Genomic DNA, 21,950 nt, shown 5'->3' with positions numbered 1-21,950 from the left:
GGAGAAACCTAGGATGTTAGAAACAAATATTGGAGAAGTTAGAGCATTAGCTGAAAACAGCGCTCCCATTATTCCCGACCCCCCAAATATCAGATTGCTTACAGGGCCTTTGCCAAATCCAGGGAGCGATCCCAACTTTTTTGATCTTACTGCCAATGACGATATAGTTCAATTAGCAAATGGAATTTTGCGGAACACTCCCGGAGGTTTGCGGGCCTTAGCGGGCAACGATTTTGTCAGAGGTTCAGGTGGTGCAGAACTGATGAACGGGAACAGCGGCAGAGATACTTTAATCGGAGGTTGCGGCAGCGATACTATTCGCGGAGGTCAAGATTCTGACATACTTTACGGAGAATGCAGCAGCGATGTTCTCAGCGGCAATCAAGGCGATGACTACGCCTACGGAGGCACCGGAAATGATTTTGTCAGAGGCGGCCAAGGCAATGATGCTTTAGTAGGAGACAGTGGCAACGATACTCTAATTGGTGATGCTGGAATTGACAGACTTTGGGGAGGAGAAGGTGCAGATTTATTTGTTCTCCGCAGAGAATCGGGAGCAACTGCGGGGGAATTTGGTTCCGACGGGCCGCGTCCTGCTGGGACTTTTCCTACTAATGTAGAGCAAGTGCCTGCGGATTTTATTCTTGACTACAATCCAGCGCAAGGTGATGTAATCGGATTGGCGGGAGGACTGACGCGAAATGATATTGTTTTGACCGAAAAGTTTTTAACAATTGGCGATGCTAGAGATTACGACAGCAGCGGCCCTTATCCTCCGGGAGGAATCCGAACTCTTGATTTTAGAATTCTGGATACTAGGGCGACAATAATTCGCGAAGCCAGTACCGGAAATATTTTGGGTTTGGTGAAAGATGTGTCGCCTTCTCAACTTCAGCTTACTTCTGTATCCGATGGGGCGATCGCTCTAGGTTAATTTAAATCGGTACACATTGCTGCGAATTTGGATAACAGGGACGGGCTCTCCCGCCCATCCCACAACAGCAAGGCTCTCAATCCTCGTTCCCAGGCTCTGCCTGGGAAGGCCTATCAGCGAGGCTCTGCCTCCCGATTCGTGACATGAATTCCACAAACATTAAGATGGCCAGAAATCCGTCACATCATATCCCATTTCACCGAGCATTTGCCGCAGCAGAGGTAAGCTCAAACCGATCACATTCGTGTGACATCCTTCGATTTTTTCAACAAAAAAGCCACCTTTACCTTCAAGTGCAAAACAACCGGCACAGGCGAGGGGTTCTCCCGTAGCGACGTAGGCCGTAATTTGCCGCGAGCTAACTTGGGCAAAATGAACTTTTGTAACTTGACAGCGAACGAGCGATCGCTCCATTGCCTCATCAAAATCCTCGAATCTAGTATCAATTAAAGCATGACCCGTATAAAGTTCGCCCACTTTACCGCGCATTTTCTGCCAGCGCTCCATTGCTTCTTGGGCATCCTTCGGTTTGCCGTGAATTTCGCCATCAATGACCAAAATAGAATCGCATCCCAACACCAAACACGATTTGGGATTGGGGATTTGCGGGTGAGAATTAGCCCGCAAAAAACTAGCTACAGCGTCAGCTTTTCCCTCTGCTAAAACTTGGACTAATTTAGTAGCCTCCCTCATTTTTATTTTCCCTTCATCAAAGTCGCTGGGGCAAATCACAGCTTTAATGCCAGCACTTTCTAGCAGGCTGCGGCGCGCCGGGGAAGCTGAGGCTAATACAAAAGTTGGTGTTTTCATAGCATTTTTTATTAAGGGTAATGGGTAATGGGTAATGGGGAAAAAGGTAATTGGTAATTGGTAATTGGTAATATCAAATCTGTTGCTTTCTCATATCTTCTATTCCACATCTGCGGATGAGAGTTTTTGTAAGCTGAAAATTTTATTCAGCGGGGTTAATCTTGTCAATTTTCCATGACCGATCCCCGAGTCCACATTCCCCATTCCCGATTACCGATTACCGATTCCCCATTATTGATTCCCCATTACCCAATTAGTCCTTAATAAACAGAGAAAGATTTAACGACTTTCTCAAAAGCTTCTTTTACCTTCGGCCAGCGTTCTTCGGTAGTGGAAACGTTAAGCGTAAACAGTTTGCCGCGGCTGACGGCTACGCTGGCTAAGTTGTGCCGCTGTTGGTTTGGGAGTTTGACGGCGTATTCTAAGATGTAATAGTTTTTCGATCGCGATTCCCGAGCTTCTGCATTGACTAATTCAGCTTCCCGGTCGGAATCTGTCGGGGCGATCCTCTCCGAGGGCTTCGCTAACGCGCTTTTGCTGAGCTTGTATCCCACATCCGTCGGCGTTCCCAAATCAGCCAGAGTTTTGTCCCCCGCGACTGGACTGATGACCACGCTGACGTTCTCGGTTTGTTGAATCAAATCGCGGAACACCACATCGGGCCCGTTAGAAACCGCGATCGGCAGCCAGCCGTTAGGATAGAGAAATTGATAGCCATCGCCAGTATCAACGTAGCTTTTGAGTCCGGTCACTTTAGAGACACAACCGGTCAAGCCCAGGGCCATAACCACCAGAAGTATTGCTGCAATTCGTTTGAGCATTATTTTTACGGGTAGGGTAAAACTAAAATATTTAATTTAGAACTGGCGCACGCGGGTCAGAAACCGGGTTTTTTCACAGCTATACTTCGTTACAGCCAGCAGCAAAGGTAAAAAACCGGGTTTCTAGGCTTCTGCGTGCGTAAATCCTGTAACTTTAATTGTCTCACCAAACATTACCCCTAAAAATAGTTAAGCTATGGATCGCCGTTTGTGAATAGCTGGCGAGCCATAGCCGTACAGTTTAATTTTTATCAAAATCATTACAGGTGAGTCAGCCAGGTAATCAGTCCGTGCTTGGTCGAAACTTCTAAAGCCAAGAGAGAAACAAAACCAATCATGGCAAGGCGGCCGTTTAAGCGTTCTGCGTAGGGGGTAAAGCCGGTGCGGGCTTCGTCGTCGATGTATACTTTCGGCTCGATCGCAAAATTGTTCATTTTGCCGTCGTTATCCAGGAGTAAGCCTCTATTAGTCATTTTGGTTTCCTAAGTTGTTTTTGGTGTACTGTAAATAAATGTAACAGACTTATGAAGAGATGTAAAGGATTGTGAGTTATTTTTTTCAAAGCCGCGACTCGGACACCTGTTTCCCCAAAAAATGCAACGGGCGGGCAAGCTCGAAACCCCTATAGAATAAGTAATTCCCAATTCTTCAAGTCTTTAATCGAAAATCTAAAATAGTATGACTGCGGACAGTAGACTCTGGGCCCCGGAGGGGGGAGGATAGAGTTGAGAGGCGCAAAAGTCGATGGTGTGTGGCAAATCCAGTCGGGGTTTGACGAAAATTGTGGAAGAACGGAGGAAAAATTTATGCGGGCCAGTCTGGAAATGCGGTGGTTTTATAGCGGTGCGCTGCCAAAATCGATCGGTCAATGGTTTGGAAGCGAGAGTCTCGGCGGGTATCTGTCGCCGCCTGAAGAGCGAGAAGATTTATATTTGCTGATACCTAGTTGCGACTACTTGGGAGTGAAACTGCGCGGGAAAAATTTACAGGTAAAGTGGCTGCAGGCAGAATTGGGGGTGATGCAGTTCGGCAACCGCTGGGAAGGCAAAGCCGAGAAATGGCTGAAGTGGATTTGTGCCGACACGATGGCGCCAGTACCGGCGGATTTGATGGCAACTGGAAAGTGGGTGAAGGTGAAGAAAAAGCGAGCCCAGCGTCTTTACCAAGTTTCTGCCCCTGGTGCGCTAATGTCTGTGCCTGTCGAAGCCCCAATTCCCCAAGGCTGCATAGTAGAAATTACTCAGTTAAATGTTAACGGCAGTGCGTCGTGGACTGTGGGATTTGAAGCGTTTGGGAGCGAAAGTTTTTTGGCAGAAAGCCTGCAAACAGTAGCTAATTGGACTAGCAAGAGTTATCAGGCGCAAAAGTTGAAAGCTGAAGATTCTTCTGGTTATCCGATGTGGCTGGCTGGTAAGTAAGGAGAGAGGGAGAGGCGGAGCATCTCATTTTTGTAATTAGTCATTAGTCATTAGTCATTAGTCATTAGTCATTAGTCATTAGTCATAGTGCGAGCGTCCCCGAAGAGCGAACAGCAGTCATTAGTCATTAGTCATTAGTCATTAGTGCTGTCCCTGCTCGCGAACGTTATTAGTCATGTTTTGCGATCGCGCCAGAGCTCGCGAACCTTGTCATTAGTCCTGCTGTCAGGGAGCATCAAGGCGAGCATCAGGGTTCCCAAAAGGTATGTTTTAAGACTTGTGAGCGTCCTCTAAGATCGCTACAAATGCAAAACCGAGATGTTCCCGGGGGAGAGGGCCCTCTCTCCCTCTCCCATTCTCCTAATCTTCTATTCTTCCCACTCGATCGGCACTTCTGAGAATTTGACAAGCCAAAATCGCCGCCCCAAAGCCGTTATCAATATTCACAACACCCACACCAGCCGCACAAGAATTGAGCATAGTTAAAAGAGGAGCAATCCCGCCAAAACTCGCGCCGTAACCCACACTCGTCGGCACAGCAATCACCGGACAATCTGCCAAACCCGCAACCACACTCGCCAAAGCACCTTCCATACCAGCAACCGCAATCAACACATCAGCACCGGCGATCGCGTGCCGGTTGCTCAGCAAGCGGTGAATGCCGGCAACTCCCACATCCCACAAACGCCGCACCCCAAAACCGCAAAGTTCCGCAGTCACAGCCGCTTCTTCCGCCACAGGCAAATCCGCCGTTCCCGCACTGATAATAGTCACAGTACCCGGACGCTGGGGAGTTGGGGATTTAGCAGAGATTGCACAAATTCGAGCCTTTTGGTAGTAGCACAAATCGGGTATTTTTTGGTGCAATTGCTCGAAAACTTCGGGTTCAATTCGCGTCGCCATCACCGCAGAATTTCGCGGGCGCATCGCCTCGATAATCTCAACAATTTGCTGGGGCGTTTTCCCCGGGCCCCAGATGACTTCCGGAAAACCGGTTCTTAAGGTGCGGTGGTGGTCAATTTTGGCAAAATCGCCGACTTGTTCAAAGTCAAAATGCTTTAATTTGTCCAAAGCTGCGATCGGGCTAACATCCCCGGCCGCCACTGATTCGAGTAACTTCTGTAAAATTTCAGGTTCCATAAATATTGGGAATTGGGAATTGGGAATTGGGCATAGGGCATTGGCCAAACAGGTCATAGGGCATTGGTAATAGCTAACAGCTAACAGCTCATCCTTCGACGGAGTTTATCCTGAGCGAAGTGTCAAAGGGCTCAGGGCACCGCAAATAACTAATAACTAATAACCAATAACCAATAACCAATAACCAATAACAACAGACTATTCAGTAATTTTCAGCTCGTACAAATTCCAGAAAGCACCACCGAGCGCACTGTAGCGAATTCCCGAAATGCGATCGCGCACCGCCTCAAAAGTCAGCGGATTCACCATATAAATAAAAGGCACTTGTTCCGCGATAATCCGCTGCGTCTCCCCATAAAGCTCCTTGCGCTTCGCCTCGTCAAGCTCCTGAGAAGCCTTCACGTAAAGGTCATCAATTTTCTGCTCCCAGTCGTAAACTTTCCAACCCTTAATCGGCGGTTCTCCGGCTTGCGGGCCCTGATTGAAACTGTGCAAAGTCCCGTTAACCGACCAAATATTGTAGCCGCTGTGCGGTTCAGTACCTCCCGTAAAACCGCCGAGGTAAGTATCCCAATTTTTACTCAGGCGCAGCTTTTCCACATAAGTGTTAAAACTCAGGAACTGCGTATCAATTTGCATCCCCAGTTTGCCCAAATCTTGCTTAATTTGCGTTCCCATTTGCTCCCGAACTTTTTTACCCGCAGCCATCAACAATGTAAACCGCACTTTGTTGCCCTCAGCATCCAACAATTCGCCGTTAGTATTATACTTGAAACCTGCACTTAACAGTAACTCTTTCGCTTTTTGCGGGTCGTAACTGTAAGTTTTCAATCCCTGTTCGGGAGACAAGTAAAACGGACTTTGGGGCGGAATTGGGGAATGCAGGGGCGCGCCAAGTCCGCGATAGATATTGTTGGTCATAGCCGATCGGTTGATGCCGTAGGCGATCGCCTGCCGAAACTCCTTAGTCGCGAACCAGCGAGACTTAACCGGGTCTACAAACGGCTGATTTTGAGCGTTGCGCCCCTGATTCAGATTGAAACACATAAACACGCTGCCAGTATCCGGGCCGCCGTTAAACACCGTATATTTGCCGCGTTTTTCCTCCCGTTTCAGCAGCGGAAACACCTCCGGCTGCACGTCCAGAGTATCCAAATCGCCCGATCGAAAGTTCAGCAGTTGAGTATCAGTATTTTCGATAATTTGCCAAACAATTTGCTGGATGAAAGGCTGACTGTTTCCCCCAGCATCTTTGCGCCAAAAATACGGATTTCTTTCCAAAACAACCCGCTGATTGGGAGTATAGCTCAGCATTCGATATTGACCGTTACCGACAATTTTTTGGGGGTCAGTATCTGTCCCCCAAGTAGTCAAGAATTTAGGCTTGCCGTCTGCCTCTGTCTGGGTGGCAGCTTCCTGCAAAATATGAGCTGGTAAAATCGGTATTCCCCCAGCAAATCTAATAAAAGGAGCAAAAGGTTCTGCCACTGAAAATTCAACGCGGCGGCTGTCAATTTTTTTGAGTTTTGGCAATTGACGGCTCATGCCAACTCTCAGGGTATCTTTCAAACCGCTAGGAATTTTCTCATTGAAATAAATCTTTTCATAGCTGAAGATAATGTCATCAGTTGTCATCGGTTCGCCATCCGACCATTTCAAACCCTCTCGCAGGGTGAAGACAATCTTTTTGCCATCTTTAGAAACTTCCCAGGACTCGGCTAAACCGGGTTCTAGCTTCGATGTCAAGCCGTTTTCGTTGATCAATCCCTCGTACATATAGCCAAAAACGTGGTATGCAGATTGATTTAGCGGGTAGTTGAAGGTAGCCGGGCCGCTGGGGGTGGGGACGATGAGTCTGTTTGCTAAAGTCGATCGCGCCATACTGCAAGCTGAGAGACTGACGGCTGCGATCGCAGCGAGCAAAACAGCCAGCCAGCGGCGCTTTGAATTTAAAATAGCGGAAATTTTCATAATAATTTACCAAAAAATATGATTTCGCATCCGGGCCTATAGCGACAGCGCCCAAATCCCTCATAAAAACAGCGCTGTCAACTGTCACAGGTCAACTGTCAACTGTCAACTGTACCACCTGCGTGCAATTATGACTGAGATTGTAGCCAACCTAGAAAGTTTTTAGTGACAGAGAAATACTTTGTAATCCCGGCTTCTCGCAAAACATCTTGAACTGTCGGTATGCCAAATTCTTTGACGTTACCGCTGAGAAATACTTTGGTTTCTGTAGAATGCGATCGCGCATGACTGAGAATACATTGTAGAATCAAATTGTCTGTTGGATCTTTTTCGATCAAAGTTTCGTTTAAGCTTGCTTGGACAATCTCTGGATTTAATGCAATCATTTCTGCATTTATTGACATCAGAGAAATTGCTTCTCGCAGCCGTAATTCAACTTCATTTACTCGTTCGAGATAGTAGAGTAATGACTCTTCTAGGTGAAAAAATAGAGATGCGGCGTATTCAGATGTCACATCTCGCTTTGTTTCGCTAACTTGACGACTTAGCTGTTGCCCAAAAGAATTTTGTCGCTTCAACTCGTCCTCGAAAGCTGACCAAGCCTCCATATAACAAACGCTGGGTATGACTAACTGAACAGATGAGGACAAATCTCTGAGCAACATAATTGCTTCAGCCTCACGCCCTGTAGCAATACTCATCAGAAAGTTGGTCTCGATATATATAATTGCCACCTAATTCCACTCCTGATTTTGTTGTTCCACCTGCGAGTAATGGCAGCAAACCGATGGCTGCTATCTGTTCCGATGCTGGAGGAATTTCTGATTTCCAGTTATAATCTAAGTCATGCAGCCATGATTGAATCACCGTTTCAATGGTACGTTCAAATATCCATTTACTGCCAAAACTCGGCAGATAATAGCGACATATTTCACCAGTATTGAGAGTGCAAACAGGCTCCGATAAATTCACACCATCCCATTTGAAAATCAAGATTTGTTCCGCGTCAATAAACATAGCATAGGGAACGATCGCGTTTTTTTCAGACAGCTTAGCTAACACAGCTTTCAGCCAATCGATTGCGCGATCGACAATTTTCTGTTTCGCGGCTGCTTCTTGAGCTTGAATGATTTTAACCTCGATTAGCACGACTATGCGATCGTCCTTATCCAACGCGATGACATCCGCGTCTACAGGAAATTGTAATTCCCAGTTGTCAGTGTCCATGATTTCAGCCTTCCTAGCGATTTTGGATTAAAGAATTGACTCCACCGTCAATTTTAGATTCTAGAGTTCTATTTTTTGCCCAGCAAAACTACAGCATAGGCTGCAATCCCTTCTTCTCTCCCCACCGGCCCTAATTTTTCGTTGGTAGTAGCTTTGATGCCAATTTGGTCGGGTTTTAATTGTAAAACACCAGAAAGCCGATCGCGCATTTTCTCGATATGCGGTTTCAGCTTCGGACGTTCGGCCACCACCACCGAATCTATATTGCCAATTTCCCAGCCTTTATCTAATATTAACTGATTGACTTGTGCCAGCAACACTAGACTGTCTGCACCTTTCCATTTCGGGTCCGTTGGCGGGAAATACAGGCCGATATCTCCCAAGCTGAGAGCTCCCAGCATCGCGTCCATGATAGCGTGGGCGAGCACGTCTGCGTCGCTGTGTCCTAATAAGCCTAATTCGTGGGGAATGTGCACGCCGCCGAGGATGAGGGGGCGTTCTGGAACTAAGCAGTGAATGTCGTAGCCGTTACCGATGCGGATGTTCATTTTATTCAGTTGACAGTTGACAGTTGACAGTTGACAGTTGACCGCAAGAGGGCGACCTCTACCTAGAAGTCCGAGGATTGGAGTAATGAATAATCTGATTTTAATTTCTCCCGAAAAAGGTTCCAGCTTTAAACCAATTCTTTGTGGTGAATTTTAGGTGGCTAAAAAGCAGACAGTAGAGTATTATGTCACAGTCTGGGTGGAGATGAGTAAGTTTTTTGGGCGATCGACCTTTTTTACTTTTGGGTCATTGGAGGAATGCGATCGGCTGTTAAAATTACTACTTTCCCATCTTCCCAAACAGCAATAGATTCACCTAATTTGCGGTGTCTTTCAATAGCTGCTGCAAAGGCCGCTTTCACTCCCGCATCAATTTTTTTAGATAAAAGTTGTTTGGGTTCTGATTCGTTCATTTTATCTTTGATTTATTTGATTCCCGATTGCAATATTATAAATAATCTGTTCTCCCTCGATACTTCCTTCTGCTACCAACTCGGGAGTTTCGTGAGAGTTGTCATAGATAATCCAATTGTCGCACAGTGGCAAATACAGAGCAATCAAATTTAGCAGTCCTCTGTCATAGCGGCGGCGGATGACATCTTCTGGGATAGAATGACCGCCGCTAGCTACCCGTCGGGCTACTCTTGCTACGGCCAGTTCTGGCGATCGCAGCCAAAAGTAAATTAAGTTAATTGTATAATTTTTTGTTTTACAACTTCTGAGAAAAGCCACAAAGCTGCGGGCTGCTAGAGTAGTCTCAAAAGCAAAATCTGTTCCAGAATTAGACATAGTTTGCAGTCTTTATAGCATGATTCGTCCGGCGGTAATGGCTACAGACTCGGGATTGAATGGCGAAAGTGCAGCCGCAATCGCGTCAGCATTGACATATTCAAAACAGTCCAGAAAGTTGGGCAATAAACTCATTGATGCAGTGGTTTTCCCGGAACCGTTAGCGCCGCCAATTATGTAAAGATTCGGCATGAATTTAATTTTCTATATTTTCTTACTATCGCAACTCGGCTGAAAAATTGATCGTCAGGTTTGTAGTGAGGACTTCAGTCCTCAAAATCCTTAGTTTTATGAATTAAATATTTGCATAATAGCACAATCAATATCGACAAAAAGAGCGATCGCCCAAAATACCAAAAAATTGGCAAATTCAAACGATCGCCCTCAGCCATCAGCCATCAACCAACCCGAATCAAATCCGCATAGGAAGCCAACAACTCATCGCCAGTCAAACTATCGGTTTCCTGCTGCGGACTCCAAATCACCTCTAAAACCAGCAAATTCTCAGCAGGAGTCGCCGCCGATTTTTCTAACACTGCTTTCAACTTCGCAACATCGCGAATGTCTCCAAACAGCGGTCTGCTATTCTCTGTCCCTATCAAAAACGTGACTGCAATATACTCTCCAGGCCCTTCGCCGCCAGCACTAACAGACTGTCTGTGACGGATCTCGCCATTCACCATACTCAAAGTTTCCACACTTAACTTGCTGCGTTCTTGCATTGAGACTTGATTGAATATTTGCGTCGCTTCTTCTCGACTTGCGACTATCTGGGAATTCGCGCAAACGTGAGTCCACTTTTCCCGATTTCGCAAAACAATTAAAACTGCTTCTTGCAAGAACTCCGCACGTTTAGTCGCATCTTTTATATCAGAATTTAACGTCAATTCAGTTAACTGACTTGGGACTTCGCGAGCTTCTGCTAACATGGCAACTTGCAACTTGCTGACTGCAAAAATGTGTTTTTTAGATTTTTTGGCAGCGTCGTGTCGATAATAGTAAATACAGTAAGCAATTAAGGCGACACAACCTCCAGCAACAAACAGCCAAAACACCACAAATTTCCAATCATCATCAGATTCCGAACTCGGAGGGCTATCCGAGTTATTATCAGTGGTAATTGGTGCTGGTGCATTGACGGCTGGTTGTTGCTCTGAACCGATCTTTTGCTGACTGTTATCGGGAGTGTCTGAAGATGGCGAACTAATATCGCCGTTTCCCGAATTATTATCAGTAGTGATTGGTACTGAATTAGCTGCGGGCGATTGATTGGAACCTGTATTTGGCTGACTGTTACCGGAATTGTAAGGAACTACATAACTCGGCCCTGAATTATAGGTGCGCCGCTGGATAATTACTGTTCTGTTATTGTTAGATTGTTGCGGAATCGGAGCGTTAGGTGCGGCGACAGGTGCAGGTGCAGCGGGCTTGTCAAAAGAGCCGCTGCGAACTCTTCCCCCAGTGTTGCCGCTGTTGCTGGAACTAGCAGCACTATTCGATCTGCTGTTGCTGGAACTAGAAGAACTAGAAGAACTAGAAGAACTAGAACGGCTGGGCGAGGTATTGCTAGAACGGCGGTCACTGGAAGCAGAACTAGAAGAACTCGATCGCCCGCCGCTACTTCCTCCGCTGCTTTTAGCCAAAGCTTCCCGGTTAATATTTAACCATTTGCCACCGCTCCCAGCATTTAAATTTACCGTAACTTCACCGGCGAGCAAAAAGAGGATCGCCGAACAGCACAAAAGTGGATTTTTTAGCATAAATTTGTCTGCGAAAATACATTGCTAAACCCAGACAGTCAACACCTAACACTTAATTAATCCGCTAGCAAATCCGGGCGGCGCGATCGAGTTCTTTCAATTTGCTGTTCCTTGCGCCAGCGAGCAATTTCTGCGTGATTACCAGACAGCAACACGTCGGGCACCTTCAATCCCCGAAAATCGGCCGGTCGAGTGTACTGCGGATAGTCCAAAAGTCCGTCTTCAAAACTCTCAAACTTTAGGGAATCTTCCTTCGCCACGGTTCCCCGCAGCAATCGCAAAACCCCATTAATTAAAGCCAAAGCCGGAATTTCGCCCCCCGTGAGTACAAAATCGCCCAGAGACACCTCGCGAGTAACTAAATGCAGCACTCGATCGTCCACACCCTCATAATGGCCGCAAATCAACACCAACTGATCGCGATCGGAGGCCAACTCCCGAAACATCCGCTGCTGCATCGGTTCCCCTTGGGGTGTCAGCAAAATCACCTCCCGCCTCGGCAAAACCGGCAGCGACTCCACCGCAGCAAAAATCGGTTCCGGCTTCATCAGCATTCCCACTCCACCTCCGTAAGGCTCGTCATCGACTCGCTGGTGCTTGTCTGTGGTAAAATGGCGGGGATTGACAAAATTCACCTCAGCAATATTTTTAGCTAAGGCTTTGCCCATTAGTCCCGATTCCAGGGGAGCCCGGAAAAATTCTGGAAATAGGGTAACAACGTCAAATCGCACAATTATTGGAATTTCATTGATACATCACCTCTAGTTTGACCCTTGGAGGCAGATCGGTTTTCAGTAATTGATTTATTCTTTATAATTCCTTATAATTTCTGAGCATTTTTGCAAGTTACATTCTCTTCCTTTGTCTGCGGGACGGTTTTGTACAAAAATAATCTGTTCTCACAGGCGGCGGCTGCGAGTAAACTCGCCCCCAAACAAGTGCGCGATCGCGCGATCGCCGAACAGCACCTCACTCGCAAAATAAAAATATTCACTCTTAAAAAGCCCAATTTTACCCCCAGCCACGGCAAAATTGAATTTCACATCCAACAGAGGAAGACACACCATGCAGCAGTTGACATCTCAAGCCCTCGAACACAATGTTTCCCAGCGCACGAAAACCTCGATTATGGTCATCGGGGGAGCCGAAGACAAGGTTCACGGGCGAGAGATTCTGAATACCTTTTTTTGCCGTGCTGGGGGTACAAACGCTCGGCTGGCGATCGTTCCCTGCGCTTCCCGAGATCCCGAAGGAATTAGCAACCGCTACCGCACCATATTTGATGAAATGGGCGTTAGCGCCGTCAAAGTCATTGACATCCGCGAACGCGAACAAGGCGAAAACCCCGTCTGGAAAGATTACTTAGAAGACTGTACGGGCGTATTCATCACAGGTGGCGACCAACTGCGGCTCTGCGGGCTGCTGGCGGACACCCCGCTGATGGAGAAAATTCGCAAAGAAGCTCTCGAAGGCAAGATTACCCTCGCCGGCACCAGCGCGGGTGCTGCGGTGATGGGATATCACATGATTGCAGGCGGCGGGAGCGGCGCCTCACCGAACCGCTCTTTAGTAGACATGGCAAACGGACTTAACATTATTCCCGATATCATCGTAGACCAGCATTTTCACAACCGCAACCGCATGGCTCGCTTGCTGTCGGCTGTTGCTTCTCATCCCGATCGCCTCGCTATTGGTATTGACGAAGACACCTGTGCCTTGTTTGAGGGAGACGATACTATGAAAGTTCTCGGTAAAGGCACTGTGACTATTGTTGATTCTAGGGAAAATTTTTATACCAATGAGGCTCTGGTAGGAGCGACAGAACCCTTAAGTCTGTTCAATATGCGCTTGCACGTTCTGTGTCACGGAGATTGCTACAATATGCCCCTAGGCAAACCAATGCCCTCGGCAGCCTGTTCCGAGTCCGGCTGGCCCTCGGAATGCCGCACAGCCAACTAACGCAGAACATTTCTAGTCATTGATAAGGCAGAAATTATGCGGCATTGGGGCCGAATAATGGATACAACAAAAGGATATATTCCGAACCAGCCACGGGCTGACGCCAGAAGGCAGAATCACAGAAAATTCTACCTTCTGCCTTTTAGTTTCTGCCTGCAGGGCACTTGTTTCTAGCCGATCGCTTTGCATTAATTTTCGGTCGCTGGCGGCCCCTAACTGGAAATTCACTGCAAAACTGTTCGCAGCGAACAGTCTATCGAGCAATCTAGCTTCAAATTGAATAAATGCTGCAATTACCTATAAGATTTAGCGACCCATACCCCTCTTACTGCCATGAAAATACTTAAAATCCAGACCTTACGCGGCCCCAACTACTGGAGCATCCGACGCCACAAACTCGTGCTCATGCGTCTGGATTTAGAGGAGTTGGCAGATAAAACCACGTCTGAGATTCCTGGATTCTACCAAGGGTTGACCGCTGCGCTGCCGAGTTTGGACGACCATCACTGTTCTCCCGGCCATCAGGGAGGCTTCCTGCAACGTGTCAGAGAAGGCACAATGATGGGACACGTAATCGAACACGTAGCCCTAGAACTTCAGGAAATGGCAGGAATGCCGGTCGGGTTCGGTCGCACCCGCGAGACTGCAACCCCTGGCATTTACCAAGTAGTAATCGAGTATCAAAACGAACAAGCAGGTCGCTACGCTGCCCGGGCGGGCGTGCGGATATGCCAGAGCATTGCCGATACAGGCTCTTATCCAGCAGCAGAATTAGTCCAAGATTTGAGAGACCTCAAGGAGTTTGCTGGGTCGGCAGCCCTCGGGCCGAGCACGGAAACACTGATCAAGGAAGCAGAAGCTCGCGGTATTCCCTGGATACCTTTGAGCGCCCGGTTTATGATTCAACTCGGTTACGGGGTTCACCAAAAGCGGATTCAGGCAACTCTGAGCAACCGCACGGGAGTTTTGGGGGTAGAACTGGCCTGCGACAAGGAAGGTACCAAAAATATCCTCGGCGCAGCAGGCGTGCCGGTTCCGAGAGGGACGGTGATTAATTATTTGGACGAACTGCGCGGGGCGATCGAAGATGTGGGCGGTTATCCGATCGTCCTCAAACCGCTAGACGGCAACCACGGCCGCGGAATTACGATCGACATCAACTCCTGGGAAGTAGCAGAAGAAGCCTACGACTTAGCCAGCGCGGCATCGAAAACAAAGAGTGTTATTGTCGAGCGCTATTATACCGGCCGCGACCACAGAGTATTAGTAGTCAACGGACAAGTCGTAGCAGTCGCAGAACGAGTCCCCGCTAACGTTGTGGGCAACGGCAGGTCTACAGTAGAACAGCTCGTTGAAGAAGTAAACCGCGACCCGCAGCGGGGAGACGGACACGACAACGTGCTCACCCGGATCACGATCGACAAATTGACCCTCGATTTGCTGCAAAAACAAGGATACGGGATGGACTCGGTATTGCCCGCGGGCCAAAGAGTATTCTTGCGCGCGACAGCAAACTTGAGCACAGGTGGCATTGCAGTCGATCGCACCGACGAAATCCACCCGGAAAACGTCTGGCTGTTTTCCAGAGTCGCCAAAATCATCGGTTTGGACATCGCCGGCATTGACGTAGTAACTCCCGACATCTCCCAACCCCTGCGCGATGTCAGCGGCGTCATCGTGGAAGTCAACGCAGCACCGGGTTTCAGAATGCACGTCGCCCCGAGTCAAGGTTTGCCCCGCAACGTCGCCGGCGCCGTCTTCGATATGCTTTTCCCCTCGCCTCAACCCAGCCGGGTGCCGATTTTAGCGGTAACGGGAACCAACGGCAAAACTACAACCACTCGCCTGCTTGCCCACATTGTCAAGCAGACCGGTCAGATTACCGGCTACACGACTACCGACGGCACTTACATCGGCGATTATTTGGTAGAAACCGGAGACAATACCGGGCCGCAGAGTGCTCAATTGATTTTGTCTGACCCAACGGTGGAAGTAGCGGTGCTGGAAACTGCCCGGGGCGGAATTTTGCGATCGGGCTTGGGCTTCGATCAGTGCGATGTCGGCGTCGTCTTGAACGTCGCGGCGGATCACTTGGGCATTGGCGACATCGACACCGTGGAACAACTCGCCAAACTCAAGAGCGTCCTCGTCGAGTCGGTAATGCCCAAAGGCTATGCAGTTTTGAATGCAGACGACCCGCTAGTAGCACAAATGGCGCAGCGTGTCAAGGCTCAAATTGCATATTTTTCGATGAACCCCGACAACGAACTGGTTGCCAGACATACCGCTGCGGGCGGGCTGGCAGCAATTTACGAAAATGGGTATTTGTCGATCTTAAAAGGCGATTGGACGCTGAGAATCGAGCAGGCTGTGAACGTGCCCCTGACGATGGGCGGGCGCGCGCCGTTTATGATTGCCAATGCTTTAGCAGCTTGTTTGGCAGCCTTTGCCCAAGGATTGAAAATAGAAGACATTCGGGCTGCTTTGTCAAGCTTCCAAGCATCTGTCGGCCAAACTCCCGGAAGGATGAATTTGTTTAATTTGGGCAGCTATCACGCTTTGCTCGACTACGCCCACAACCCCCACAGCTACAAAGCTTTGGGCAGTTTCGTGCTGAATTGGCCGGGACTGCGGATCGGGGTAGTTGGTGCCCCTGGCGATCGGCGAGATGAAGATTTTGTCACTTTGGGCAAACTTTCGGCCGAGATGTTCGATCGTATTATTGTCAAAGAAGATATTGACAGGCGGGGCCGAGAGCCCGGTGTGGTGGCTCAGTTAATTTGCCAAGGGATTCAACAGGCGATTTCTGCTGGAACCGCAGACAGAGCTAAAGTTCAATACGAGTTGATTCTCGACGAAACAACGGCTGTTAACAAGGCTTTAGACGAGGCGCCGGCTGGCAGTTTGGTGGTGATTTTACCCGAAGGCGTCAACAAAGCTCTGAGTTTAATTGAAGCCCGGAAACCGATTAAGGAATCTGTGGTAAATGCTGCTATTGTCGATCGCATTTCTGAGTCGCGCGACAGTTTAAAACCTTCGGTGGTTAACCAAGGCTAAACTCTGAAGTCTGATTAAATAAATAGGTTGGGTTGACTTGTGTTAAACCCAACCTATTTTTTTGCAGGCATTTATAAATATGACTTTTATGAAGTCAAAGTTATGAATTTTATGAATTGACTTTGATAGCTGCTTATTTCATGATGCTAATTAACAGATTTTACACGGAATTTTTTTATGGCTTTACAAACAGACCCATCAGAAATATCTTTCTTAATTGGCGGTAACAAATCCAAATTTCATGTCCTAGAATTGCAATTGCAAGAACTTACCAAGATTGCATGGACGACAGAGGAGTCCTGTAGGCAATCACAGTTTTTGTTGAACTTAAGCGATTTTGCTCATACGCCTTCACCCGCCCAAGTTGTTGAGGCTTTGATACGCCATGCAGAACGAATTACACCAGGTTTTCAAGTGCCTTATATGGTGCCGCGCGTACTTGTGGAAAAAGTAATAGCATATCCATTGGCAATAGGACTCTTTGAGGTGGATGAGGAAGGATGGGTGACAATCAGAGTAAGGTCAGATTTCTTTGAGGATAAATTAACAGGACAAGCCATTCTAGCCCATGAAGCTTGTCACTATATTTTGGAAAACTTTGGAATCAGGAAAAGTGATTTTAAAGAGAACGAGCGTTACACAGATTTATGTATGTTTGTTTGTGGCTTTGGTCAAATCTTTATGGATGGATATAAACGGCTACCATCACAATACGAGTATCGCCCAGGACATCATTTAGGTTATCTAACTGATGCAGAGTACGAATTCGTTAATCAGTATGTCTTACAACTCCGGCAGTCCAATACACTAAAATATCCTAGTGAACTAGATAGGTTGAGAAATAGCTTATTAAAACTTCTCTATGGCGATCCAGATGCTTGCAAACGACTTGTTCAGGCAGAGCAGAGACGTAATCCTCATAAATTGGAGATAGATTTGTATCGTGATGCAATTGAACGTCTTGAAAGAGACCGCGGAAGATAGATAAATAATTAAACCTCATCTGACGAGGGAAAAAACCAATGATTAACCATGTTTTGCATGATAAATATTTGACTCAATCATTGCTCGGTCATAAAAAAAGTCGTAGAACGTTTCTAGCAAATAATTTAGATAATCAATCACTGGTTGTCATCAAACTATTACTGCTTGGAAGTGACTTTGCTTGGGAAGATTTTAAGCTGTTTGAGCGTGAAGCAGAAGTCCTGAAATCTCTTAACTCTCCAGCCATTCCTCGATACTTAGATTTCTTTGAGGCGGAAACTGAATGGGGTAAAGGTTTGGCCCTGGTTCAAAGCTACATCGAAGCCAAGTCACTCCAAGAGTGGGTGCAAGCTGGACCTGTATTTAGTCAGGAAGACATCAAGGGTTTTGCGAAACAGTTACTAGACATCCTAGATTATCTGCATCTCCATCAGCCACCCGTAATCCACCGAGATATTAAGCCGAGTAATATTTTGTTGGGCGATCGATCGGGCAATCATCCCGGTAAAATTTACTTGGTAGACTTTGGTTCTGTGCAAACGGCAAGTCATGAAGGTGGAACGATTACCATTGTTGGAACCTACGGCTATATGCCTCCAGAACAATTTGGTGGGAGAGCTTTACCGGCTTCGGATATTTATAGTTTGGGTGCTACACTAATCTATCTGATAGCTGGGCAACATCCTGCTGAGCTACTTCAAGATGATTTACGGATTAACTTGAAACCAGCCACTCAGAATAATTTTGAACTTACTGCTTGGCTGGAATGTTTGACAGCACCAAGCTTAAAAGAACGCTTTGGGAGTGCTGCGGAAGCATTGAAATCTTTAGAACAACCCCCAACTCCTGTTAGTCGCCAGATACCGCCGCCCAAATGCAGCAAGTATCTCGTCACCAAAACAACGGAGATGTTTCATTGGGTAGTGCCTGCTACTACCAAATTACTGGATGTAATAGATGCAGGCTATCGATGGTTCGGGGGAGGAACTCTCTCTCCATAACCACAGTTCTGTTATTTTATATGTAATTTTTACAATAACGATGTGGAGTTTGCTAGTATGGTTATTCTTAAGTTTAGTCATAGCTGGCGGCCCCTGGGCCATAGGATGGAGCATCCTGTTTATTATCCTGATTGTTTGGGGCGGATTCGCAGAATTAGCCCAGGACTTTAGGCAGCTTCTGGAACCCCTTGCAGAGACACATTTCAAAATTGACCGTAATCGTATTCTGATCGCTCATTATTTTCTAGGAAAGTCTTGGCATAGCCTAAATGCTCGACGTGAGGATGTTCAAAAAATATGTTTTACACCTAAATATCTCTACGAATATGCATCTTCTGACACGGAAGGAGTTGAAGGAAGTAAAAAAGTCTACTCTACTGAGAGAAAAGCAACCCTTGAGCTTTGGTCAAATCACAAAAAATTTAGTATTCCGGGAACCTACCGATTTAACGATCGCGAGTTAGAGTGGCTAGCTCAAGAGTTAAGCACTTTTCTTGGTGTAGAATTGGAAGTCACACCTATAATCAGTTTGTTAGAAGGCTAATAAGTCGCTTTGACACTTGTGTAAAACCAGAAACAGGCTAAGACAGCTTTATTCCATCTGCAAATATTCCAATACCAGCAACCGCAAATAGTCTAGCATTCGGATATACGATCGCATTTGAATATAGCCCGATCGCGTTTCAGCATAAAACTGAGCAATCGCAGAACGATCGAATACCCTAAGCTGATGTAAAGAAGCGATCGCTTCCTCCCGGTTCTCAACTCCAGCGCGACGCTCAATCTGACTAGCATAACCGCGAATGCTAACTGTCACTAACTCAAGCTCCTCCAAAAACGATAAATCTTCTTCGGAACCAAGATAGCTATGGGCTATCTCTTTGCGATCTGATTTAGTCTTTTCATACTCAACATTCAACTGTGCCAAAAGCTGCACAATAATATCCTGCTGAATCACTAACTTGTTTTTAATTTGTGCCATATTTCTATTCCTCATTAATGCCATACGTCACTATTTTCTCAACACCCTACTGGTCAGATCGCACAATTAAAAACTCATTTCCCTTTCGGTAAACAGCGGCTCCATCCTGCCGATATCCCGTGCGAGGAACTCTCACAGCACCTCTGGTGTTGAAGTTGTGTGCTTTACGCAGATATTTGAGTGGCTCGAATCCTTTTCGTTGTGCATGGTCTAAGACACTTTGCGCCACACTCCCATAGGTTCCTTTATCCCACTCAGCAAGATATTGCTGTAATTCGATAACTTCAGTATTGGAATAGTCTTCAAATAGTCGATATAGATAAGGATCTACGGATGATTCGTCTGGCATTCTCACTATAATTTTATAGAAGATTATTTATCATAGCTTCCAGCAAAGAGATCGATCGCCTTTTATATCAAATCCGCTTCAGACTCAGGAAACTCGATATCTGCATTTCGATCGCGGCGATATGCTTCAACATATTTCGTGACTTCATTCAGCAACGGATTACATCTCAAAAGAGGTGAAACATTCAACATCGGACGCGCCTCATACCAAGCAATCCGATCGTCAATTTCTGGCTGATTATCCAGATAAAAGCTAATCGCATCAAACACTTGAGCAGCCGTCACGAATTGAAGTAACTTCTGTGGGATTTCTTCAGGCTTTATTCCCGATTTCCAAAACACCACAATATCCCGTACAGTAACTTGAGTGTCTGCAATAATCGGTTCCCCCTGCAAAACTTCAGGATTGCGGGTGACATAGCGAGAAAGGCTTGTAGATGATAGTGAACTGGTCATAACGACCTCATCATAAAATGTAAACCAGCCTCGATCTTAGCATAGTGGACAGAAGAAGCCGATAACTTACTAATCAGATCGCAACTAATGCTCGCCCTGCTTCATCAGATTAAATATCACGGTTGGACGATCGAAGACTATGGGCATAAACTAAACTATTATCGCCAATGGCATTGACCCGATCTATTGTAAAAGAGTAAAATAAATTATAGAGTTACTCCCAAAAATTTTCCATGCGTCCCGAAGACATCCTCCTACAATACTGGCGCGAACTGGCCCCCGCCGATCGCGCAAAAGTCCTTCAGTTTACCAAAGCTCTAGCGCTCAAATCTTCACCTGAATTTACCCCCAAAACACAACTCGGTCAAACCCTGTGGAAACTTCGCCAACGGGCGATCGCCAACGGTATGAAACTCCTCAATGAAGTGGAGTTAGAGCAAGAAATTGCCGATCGTCGAGGTGGCTGCGGTGTCTGTTCAGTTGACAGTTGACGTTCATGACAGTTGACCTGTGATAGCGACCTCTACCTGAAAAGAAGAGGATTGGAGTAATGAATAGTCGGATTTTAATTTATCAAGGGCGAAAAAGCTTGGGGCTTTAAACCAATTCTTTCTGGTAAACTAACTTATCTGGATTCAGGTGTTCTAATTAGTGCATTTCGGGGCGAACCTTCCATCAGCATTCGTGCCGCTCAAATCTTAAGGGAACGGGGAAATAGTCTCGCTAAATGTCCTGACTGTGATTTCCCTACCCACATCCCGAGCTAATAAATCGATACCGTCAATAACTCGATCGGGTTTTGCAATACTTAAAATATCATAGCATTTTTCCCGATAATCGGGACGGTCTTGGAAATACTCAATCGCTCGATTCAGCGGTTCCATAACTTGATAAGCTGCTTCAGCTTTGTCGATCGCCTTTTGGGGAAGATCAGTTGCCAACCTTTGGATTGCCAAATCGATTAAATCTCTAGAGTTTACGCGATCGCTCGGCCATCGATCTGCATTTGCTAACAGCTTTTCTGCTATACTATCAACTTGATTCAAGCAAGGAACAGGCGACCAACTAGGATAACTTGGTTCATCAAACAGAATTCGCCCTTCACAAACCATCTCGAATTTAATTGTCGTACCGTCAACAATAACTGGAAATCTAATACCGTACTGGTTTGAGTGAATATCGTTCGGTATAACAATACCATCGCGATTAGCAAAAATCGCATCATAGCCTGCTGCCGCCACTTTTCGGCGCAGGAGATTGTAGCCACCATCCATCGGACACATAAAGTCAATATCCTGACTTAACCGATATTCTCCATGTTCCATACTTACCAGAGTTCCGCCGCCAAAATAAGCGCGACATTCCTGTAAAAACTCGACATTCAAGTGGCTGAGTACAGTTAATATTTTCTGGTGAATTTCGCGTTTAAACATTGGTTTACAATTTACCGATTTTTCGGTTTTTGGGGACTGACTAATGCTTCCCAGTTCTGCTACCAGCCAAGATTGATAGTGTTGGCTAATTTGTTGAATAAAAATTAGTTCCTCAGAATTGGGTTCTCCCAATACTCCCCAATAATGCCAGCCTGATTCGTAGCGACATAGCATTTCCGGGAAACTCAGATGCTGGACATTAGCAATTTGCCAGCAGATGGCCTGAAGAAATGGCATTTTTGCGGGAATTTTAAATACGGTTGCTAGTTCTTTATCGTTCATATTAGATTCATCTCTCTCATCTCTTCCTCT

26 protein-coding genes are annotated in these 21,950 nt (G+C 46.5%); 8 read left to right on the top strand and 18 right to left on the bottom strand.

Features of this window, described 5'->3' with window-relative positions:
* The first annotated feature begins 13 nt into the window (after nt 1-13).
* The gene (locus tag QUB63_RS00730) at nt 14-934 is read left to right on the top strand and encodes a calcium-binding protein (RefSeq protein WP_332942846.1); all 921 of its coding nucleotides are present in this window, start codon (nt 14-16) and stop codon (nt 932-934) included.
* A 159-nt stretch (nt 935-1,093) separates the two neighbouring features.
* Here the strand turns inward: QUB63_RS00730 and QUB63_RS00725 are convergent, their stop codons facing one another.
* From QUB63_RS00725 to QUB63_RS00715, 3 genes are all read right to left on the bottom strand, one after another.
* Entirely contained in the window at nt 1,094-1,744 is a 651-nt protein-coding gene (locus QUB63_RS00725) for a nucleoside triphosphate pyrophosphatase (protein ID WP_332942845.1), read from the bottom strand.
* Nucleotides 1,745-2,004: 260 nt separating this feature from the next.
* Nucleotides 2,005-2,565 carry a photosystem II reaction center PsbP gene (psbP, locus tag QUB63_RS00720; protein WP_332942844.1) on the bottom strand — a complete coding sequence of 187 codons (561 nt, stop codon included), beginning with the start codon at nt 2,563-2,565 and terminating at the stop codon, nt 2,005-2,007.
* A 260-nt stretch (nt 2,566-2,825) separates the two neighbouring features.
* On the bottom strand, nt 2,826-3,038 hold the full coding sequence (locus QUB63_RS00715; RefSeq protein ID WP_332942843.1) for a chlorophyll a/b-binding protein: 213 nt from the start codon (nt 3,036-3,038) through the stop codon (nt 2,826-2,828).
* A 333-nt stretch (nt 3,039-3,371) separates the two neighbouring features.
* Here QUB63_RS00715 and QUB63_RS00710 point away from each other — a divergent pair, with 333 nt between their 5' ends.
* Nucleotides 3,372-3,983 carry a hypothetical protein gene (locus QUB63_RS00710; protein ID WP_332942842.1) on the top strand — a complete coding sequence of 204 codons (612 nt, stop codon included), beginning with the start codon at nt 3,372-3,374 and terminating at the stop codon, nt 3,981-3,983.
* 360 nt (nt 3,984-4,343) lie between these two features.
* Here QUB63_RS00710 and larB read toward each other — a convergent pair whose 3' ends face one another.
* From larB to QUB63_RS00655, 11 genes are all read right to left on the bottom strand, one after another.
* Nucleotides 4,344-5,123 (bottom strand): nickel pincer cofactor biosynthesis protein LarB, encoded by a 780-nt coding sequence (gene larB / locus QUB63_RS00705; protein WP_332942841.1) that lies wholly within the window; start codon nt 5,121-5,123, stop codon nt 4,344-4,346.
* 198 nt (nt 5,124-5,321) lie between these two features.
* Nucleotides 5,322-7,094, bottom strand: a complete 1,773-nt coding sequence (locus tag QUB63_RS00700; RefSeq protein ID WP_332942840.1) for an ABC transporter substrate-binding protein — start codon at nt 7,092-7,094, stop codon at nt 5,322-5,324.
* 128 nt (nt 7,095-7,222) lie between these two features.
* Nucleotides 7,223-7,795 (bottom strand): PIN domain-containing protein, encoded by a 573-nt coding sequence (locus QUB63_RS00695; RefSeq protein WP_332942839.1) that lies wholly within the window; start codon nt 7,793-7,795, stop codon nt 7,223-7,225.
* Nucleotides 7,773-8,321, bottom strand: a complete 549-nt coding sequence (locus tag QUB63_RS00690; RefSeq protein WP_332942838.1) for a hypothetical protein — start codon at nt 8,319-8,321, stop codon at nt 7,773-7,775. The genes QUB63_RS00695 and QUB63_RS00690 overlap by 23 nt, the downstream gene beginning before the upstream one ends.
* A 68-nt stretch (nt 8,322-8,389) precedes the next feature.
* Nucleotides 8,390-8,869 (bottom strand): 2-C-methyl-D-erythritol 2,4-cyclodiphosphate synthase, encoded by a 480-nt coding sequence (ispF, locus tag QUB63_RS00685; protein WP_332942837.1) that lies wholly within the window; start codon nt 8,867-8,869, stop codon nt 8,390-8,392.
* Between the two features lie 236 nt (nt 8,870-9,105).
* Nucleotides 9,106-9,282 carry a hypothetical protein gene (locus tag QUB63_RS00680; protein ID WP_332942836.1) on the bottom strand — a complete coding sequence of 59 codons (177 nt, stop codon included), beginning with the start codon at nt 9,280-9,282 and terminating at the stop codon, nt 9,106-9,108.
* A gap of 1 nt (nt 9,283) precedes the next feature.
* Entirely contained in the window at nt 9,284-9,658 is a 375-nt protein-coding gene (locus tag QUB63_RS00675; protein WP_332942835.1) for a hypothetical protein, read from the bottom strand.
* Between the two features lie 12 nt (nt 9,659-9,670).
* The gene (locus tag QUB63_RS00670) at nt 9,671-9,850 is read right to left on the bottom strand and encodes a hypothetical protein (protein WP_332942834.1); all 180 of its coding nucleotides are present in this window, start codon (nt 9,848-9,850) and stop codon (nt 9,671-9,673) included.
* A gap of 206 nt (nt 9,851-10,056) precedes the next feature.
* Complete coding sequence (locus tag QUB63_RS00665; protein WP_332942833.1) at nt 10,057-11,418, bottom strand: DUF1517 domain-containing protein; 1,362 nt, start codon at nt 11,416-11,418, stop codon at nt 10,057-10,059.
* A 56-nt stretch (nt 11,419-11,474) separates the two neighbouring features.
* Complete coding sequence (trmD, locus tag QUB63_RS00660; RefSeq protein WP_332942832.1) at nt 11,475-12,149, bottom strand: tRNA (guanosine(37)-N1)-methyltransferase TrmD; 675 nt, start codon at nt 12,147-12,149, stop codon at nt 11,475-11,477.
* Between the two features lie 168 nt (nt 12,150-12,317).
* Nucleotides 12,318-12,485: a hypothetical protein gene (locus QUB63_RS00655; protein WP_332942831.1), complete on the bottom strand. Its 168-nt coding sequence runs from the start codon at nt 12,483-12,485 to the stop codon at nt 12,318-12,320.
* Between QUB63_RS00655 and QUB63_RS00650 the strand changes: the two genes are divergently transcribed.
* The 5 genes from QUB63_RS00650 (at nt 12,484) to QUB63_RS00630 (ending at nt 18,963) form a co-directional block, all read left to right on the top strand.
* Nucleotides 12,484-13,377: a cyanophycinase gene (locus tag QUB63_RS00650; RefSeq protein ID WP_332942830.1), complete on the top strand. Its 894-nt coding sequence runs from the start codon at nt 12,484-12,486 to the stop codon at nt 13,375-13,377. The genes QUB63_RS00655 and QUB63_RS00650 overlap by 2 nt on opposite strands.
* A gap of 333 nt (nt 13,378-13,710) precedes the next feature.
* Entirely contained in the window at nt 13,711-16,434 is a 2,724-nt protein-coding gene (gene cphA, locus QUB63_RS00645) for a cyanophycin synthetase (RefSeq protein WP_332942829.1), read from the top strand.
* A 177-nt stretch (nt 16,435-16,611) separates the two neighbouring features.
* A complete protein-coding gene (locus QUB63_RS00640; protein ID WP_332942827.1) occupies nt 16,612-17,418 on the top strand; it encodes a hypothetical protein in 807 nt (268 codons plus the stop codon).
* A gap of 38 nt (nt 17,419-17,456) precedes the next feature.
* The gene (locus tag QUB63_RS00635; RefSeq protein WP_332942825.1) at nt 17,457-18,419 is read left to right on the top strand and encodes a serine/threonine protein kinase; all 963 of its coding nucleotides are present in this window, start codon (nt 17,457-17,459) and stop codon (nt 18,417-18,419) included.
* A complete protein-coding gene (locus QUB63_RS00630; RefSeq protein ID WP_332942824.1) occupies nt 18,376-18,963 on the top strand; it encodes a hypothetical protein in 588 nt (195 codons plus the stop codon). Before QUB63_RS00635 ends, QUB63_RS00630 begins: the two co-directional genes overlap by 44 nt.
* A 48-nt stretch (nt 18,964-19,011) precedes the next feature.
* On the opposite strand, the gene QUB63_RS00625 is transcribed toward QUB63_RS00630, so the two are convergent.
* From QUB63_RS00625 to QUB63_RS00615, 3 genes are all read right to left on the bottom strand, one after another.
* Nucleotides 19,012-19,401, bottom strand: a complete 390-nt coding sequence (locus tag QUB63_RS00625; RefSeq protein WP_332942823.1) for a hypothetical protein — start codon at nt 19,399-19,401, stop codon at nt 19,012-19,014.
* Between the two features lie 46 nt (nt 19,402-19,447).
* Entirely contained in the window at nt 19,448-19,750 is a 303-nt protein-coding gene (locus tag QUB63_RS00620; protein WP_332942822.1) for a hypothetical protein, read from the bottom strand.
* A 62-nt stretch (nt 19,751-19,812) separates the two neighbouring features.
* Nucleotides 19,813-20,205, bottom strand: a complete 393-nt coding sequence (locus QUB63_RS00615; protein ID WP_332942821.1) for a DUF433 domain-containing protein — start codon at nt 20,203-20,205, stop codon at nt 19,813-19,815.
* 233 nt (nt 20,206-20,438) lie between these two features.
* On the opposite strand from QUB63_RS00615, the gene QUB63_RS00610 reads away from it, so the two are divergent.
* Nucleotides 20,439-20,696 (top strand): hypothetical protein, encoded by a 258-nt coding sequence (locus QUB63_RS00610; RefSeq protein WP_332942820.1) that lies wholly within the window; start codon nt 20,439-20,441, stop codon nt 20,694-20,696.
* A gap of 207 nt (nt 20,697-20,903) precedes the next feature.
* Here the strand turns inward: QUB63_RS00610 and QUB63_RS00605 are convergent, their stop codons facing one another.
* Nucleotides 20,904-21,920 (bottom strand): nucleotidyl transferase AbiEii/AbiGii toxin family protein, encoded by a 1,017-nt coding sequence (locus QUB63_RS00605; protein WP_332942819.1) that lies wholly within the window; start codon nt 21,918-21,920, stop codon nt 20,904-20,906.
* Nucleotides 21,921-21,950 lie beyond the last annotated feature (30 nt).

It is taken from the genome of Microcoleus sp. ARI1-B5 (assembly GCF_036705795.1).
Classification (GTDB): Bacteria; Cyanobacteriota; Cyanobacteriia; order Cyanobacteriales; family Microcoleaceae; genus Microcoleus.
The sequence above is the reverse complement of the archived record's forward strand: the minus strand, read 5'-3'. Positions and strand labels throughout refer to the sequence as shown.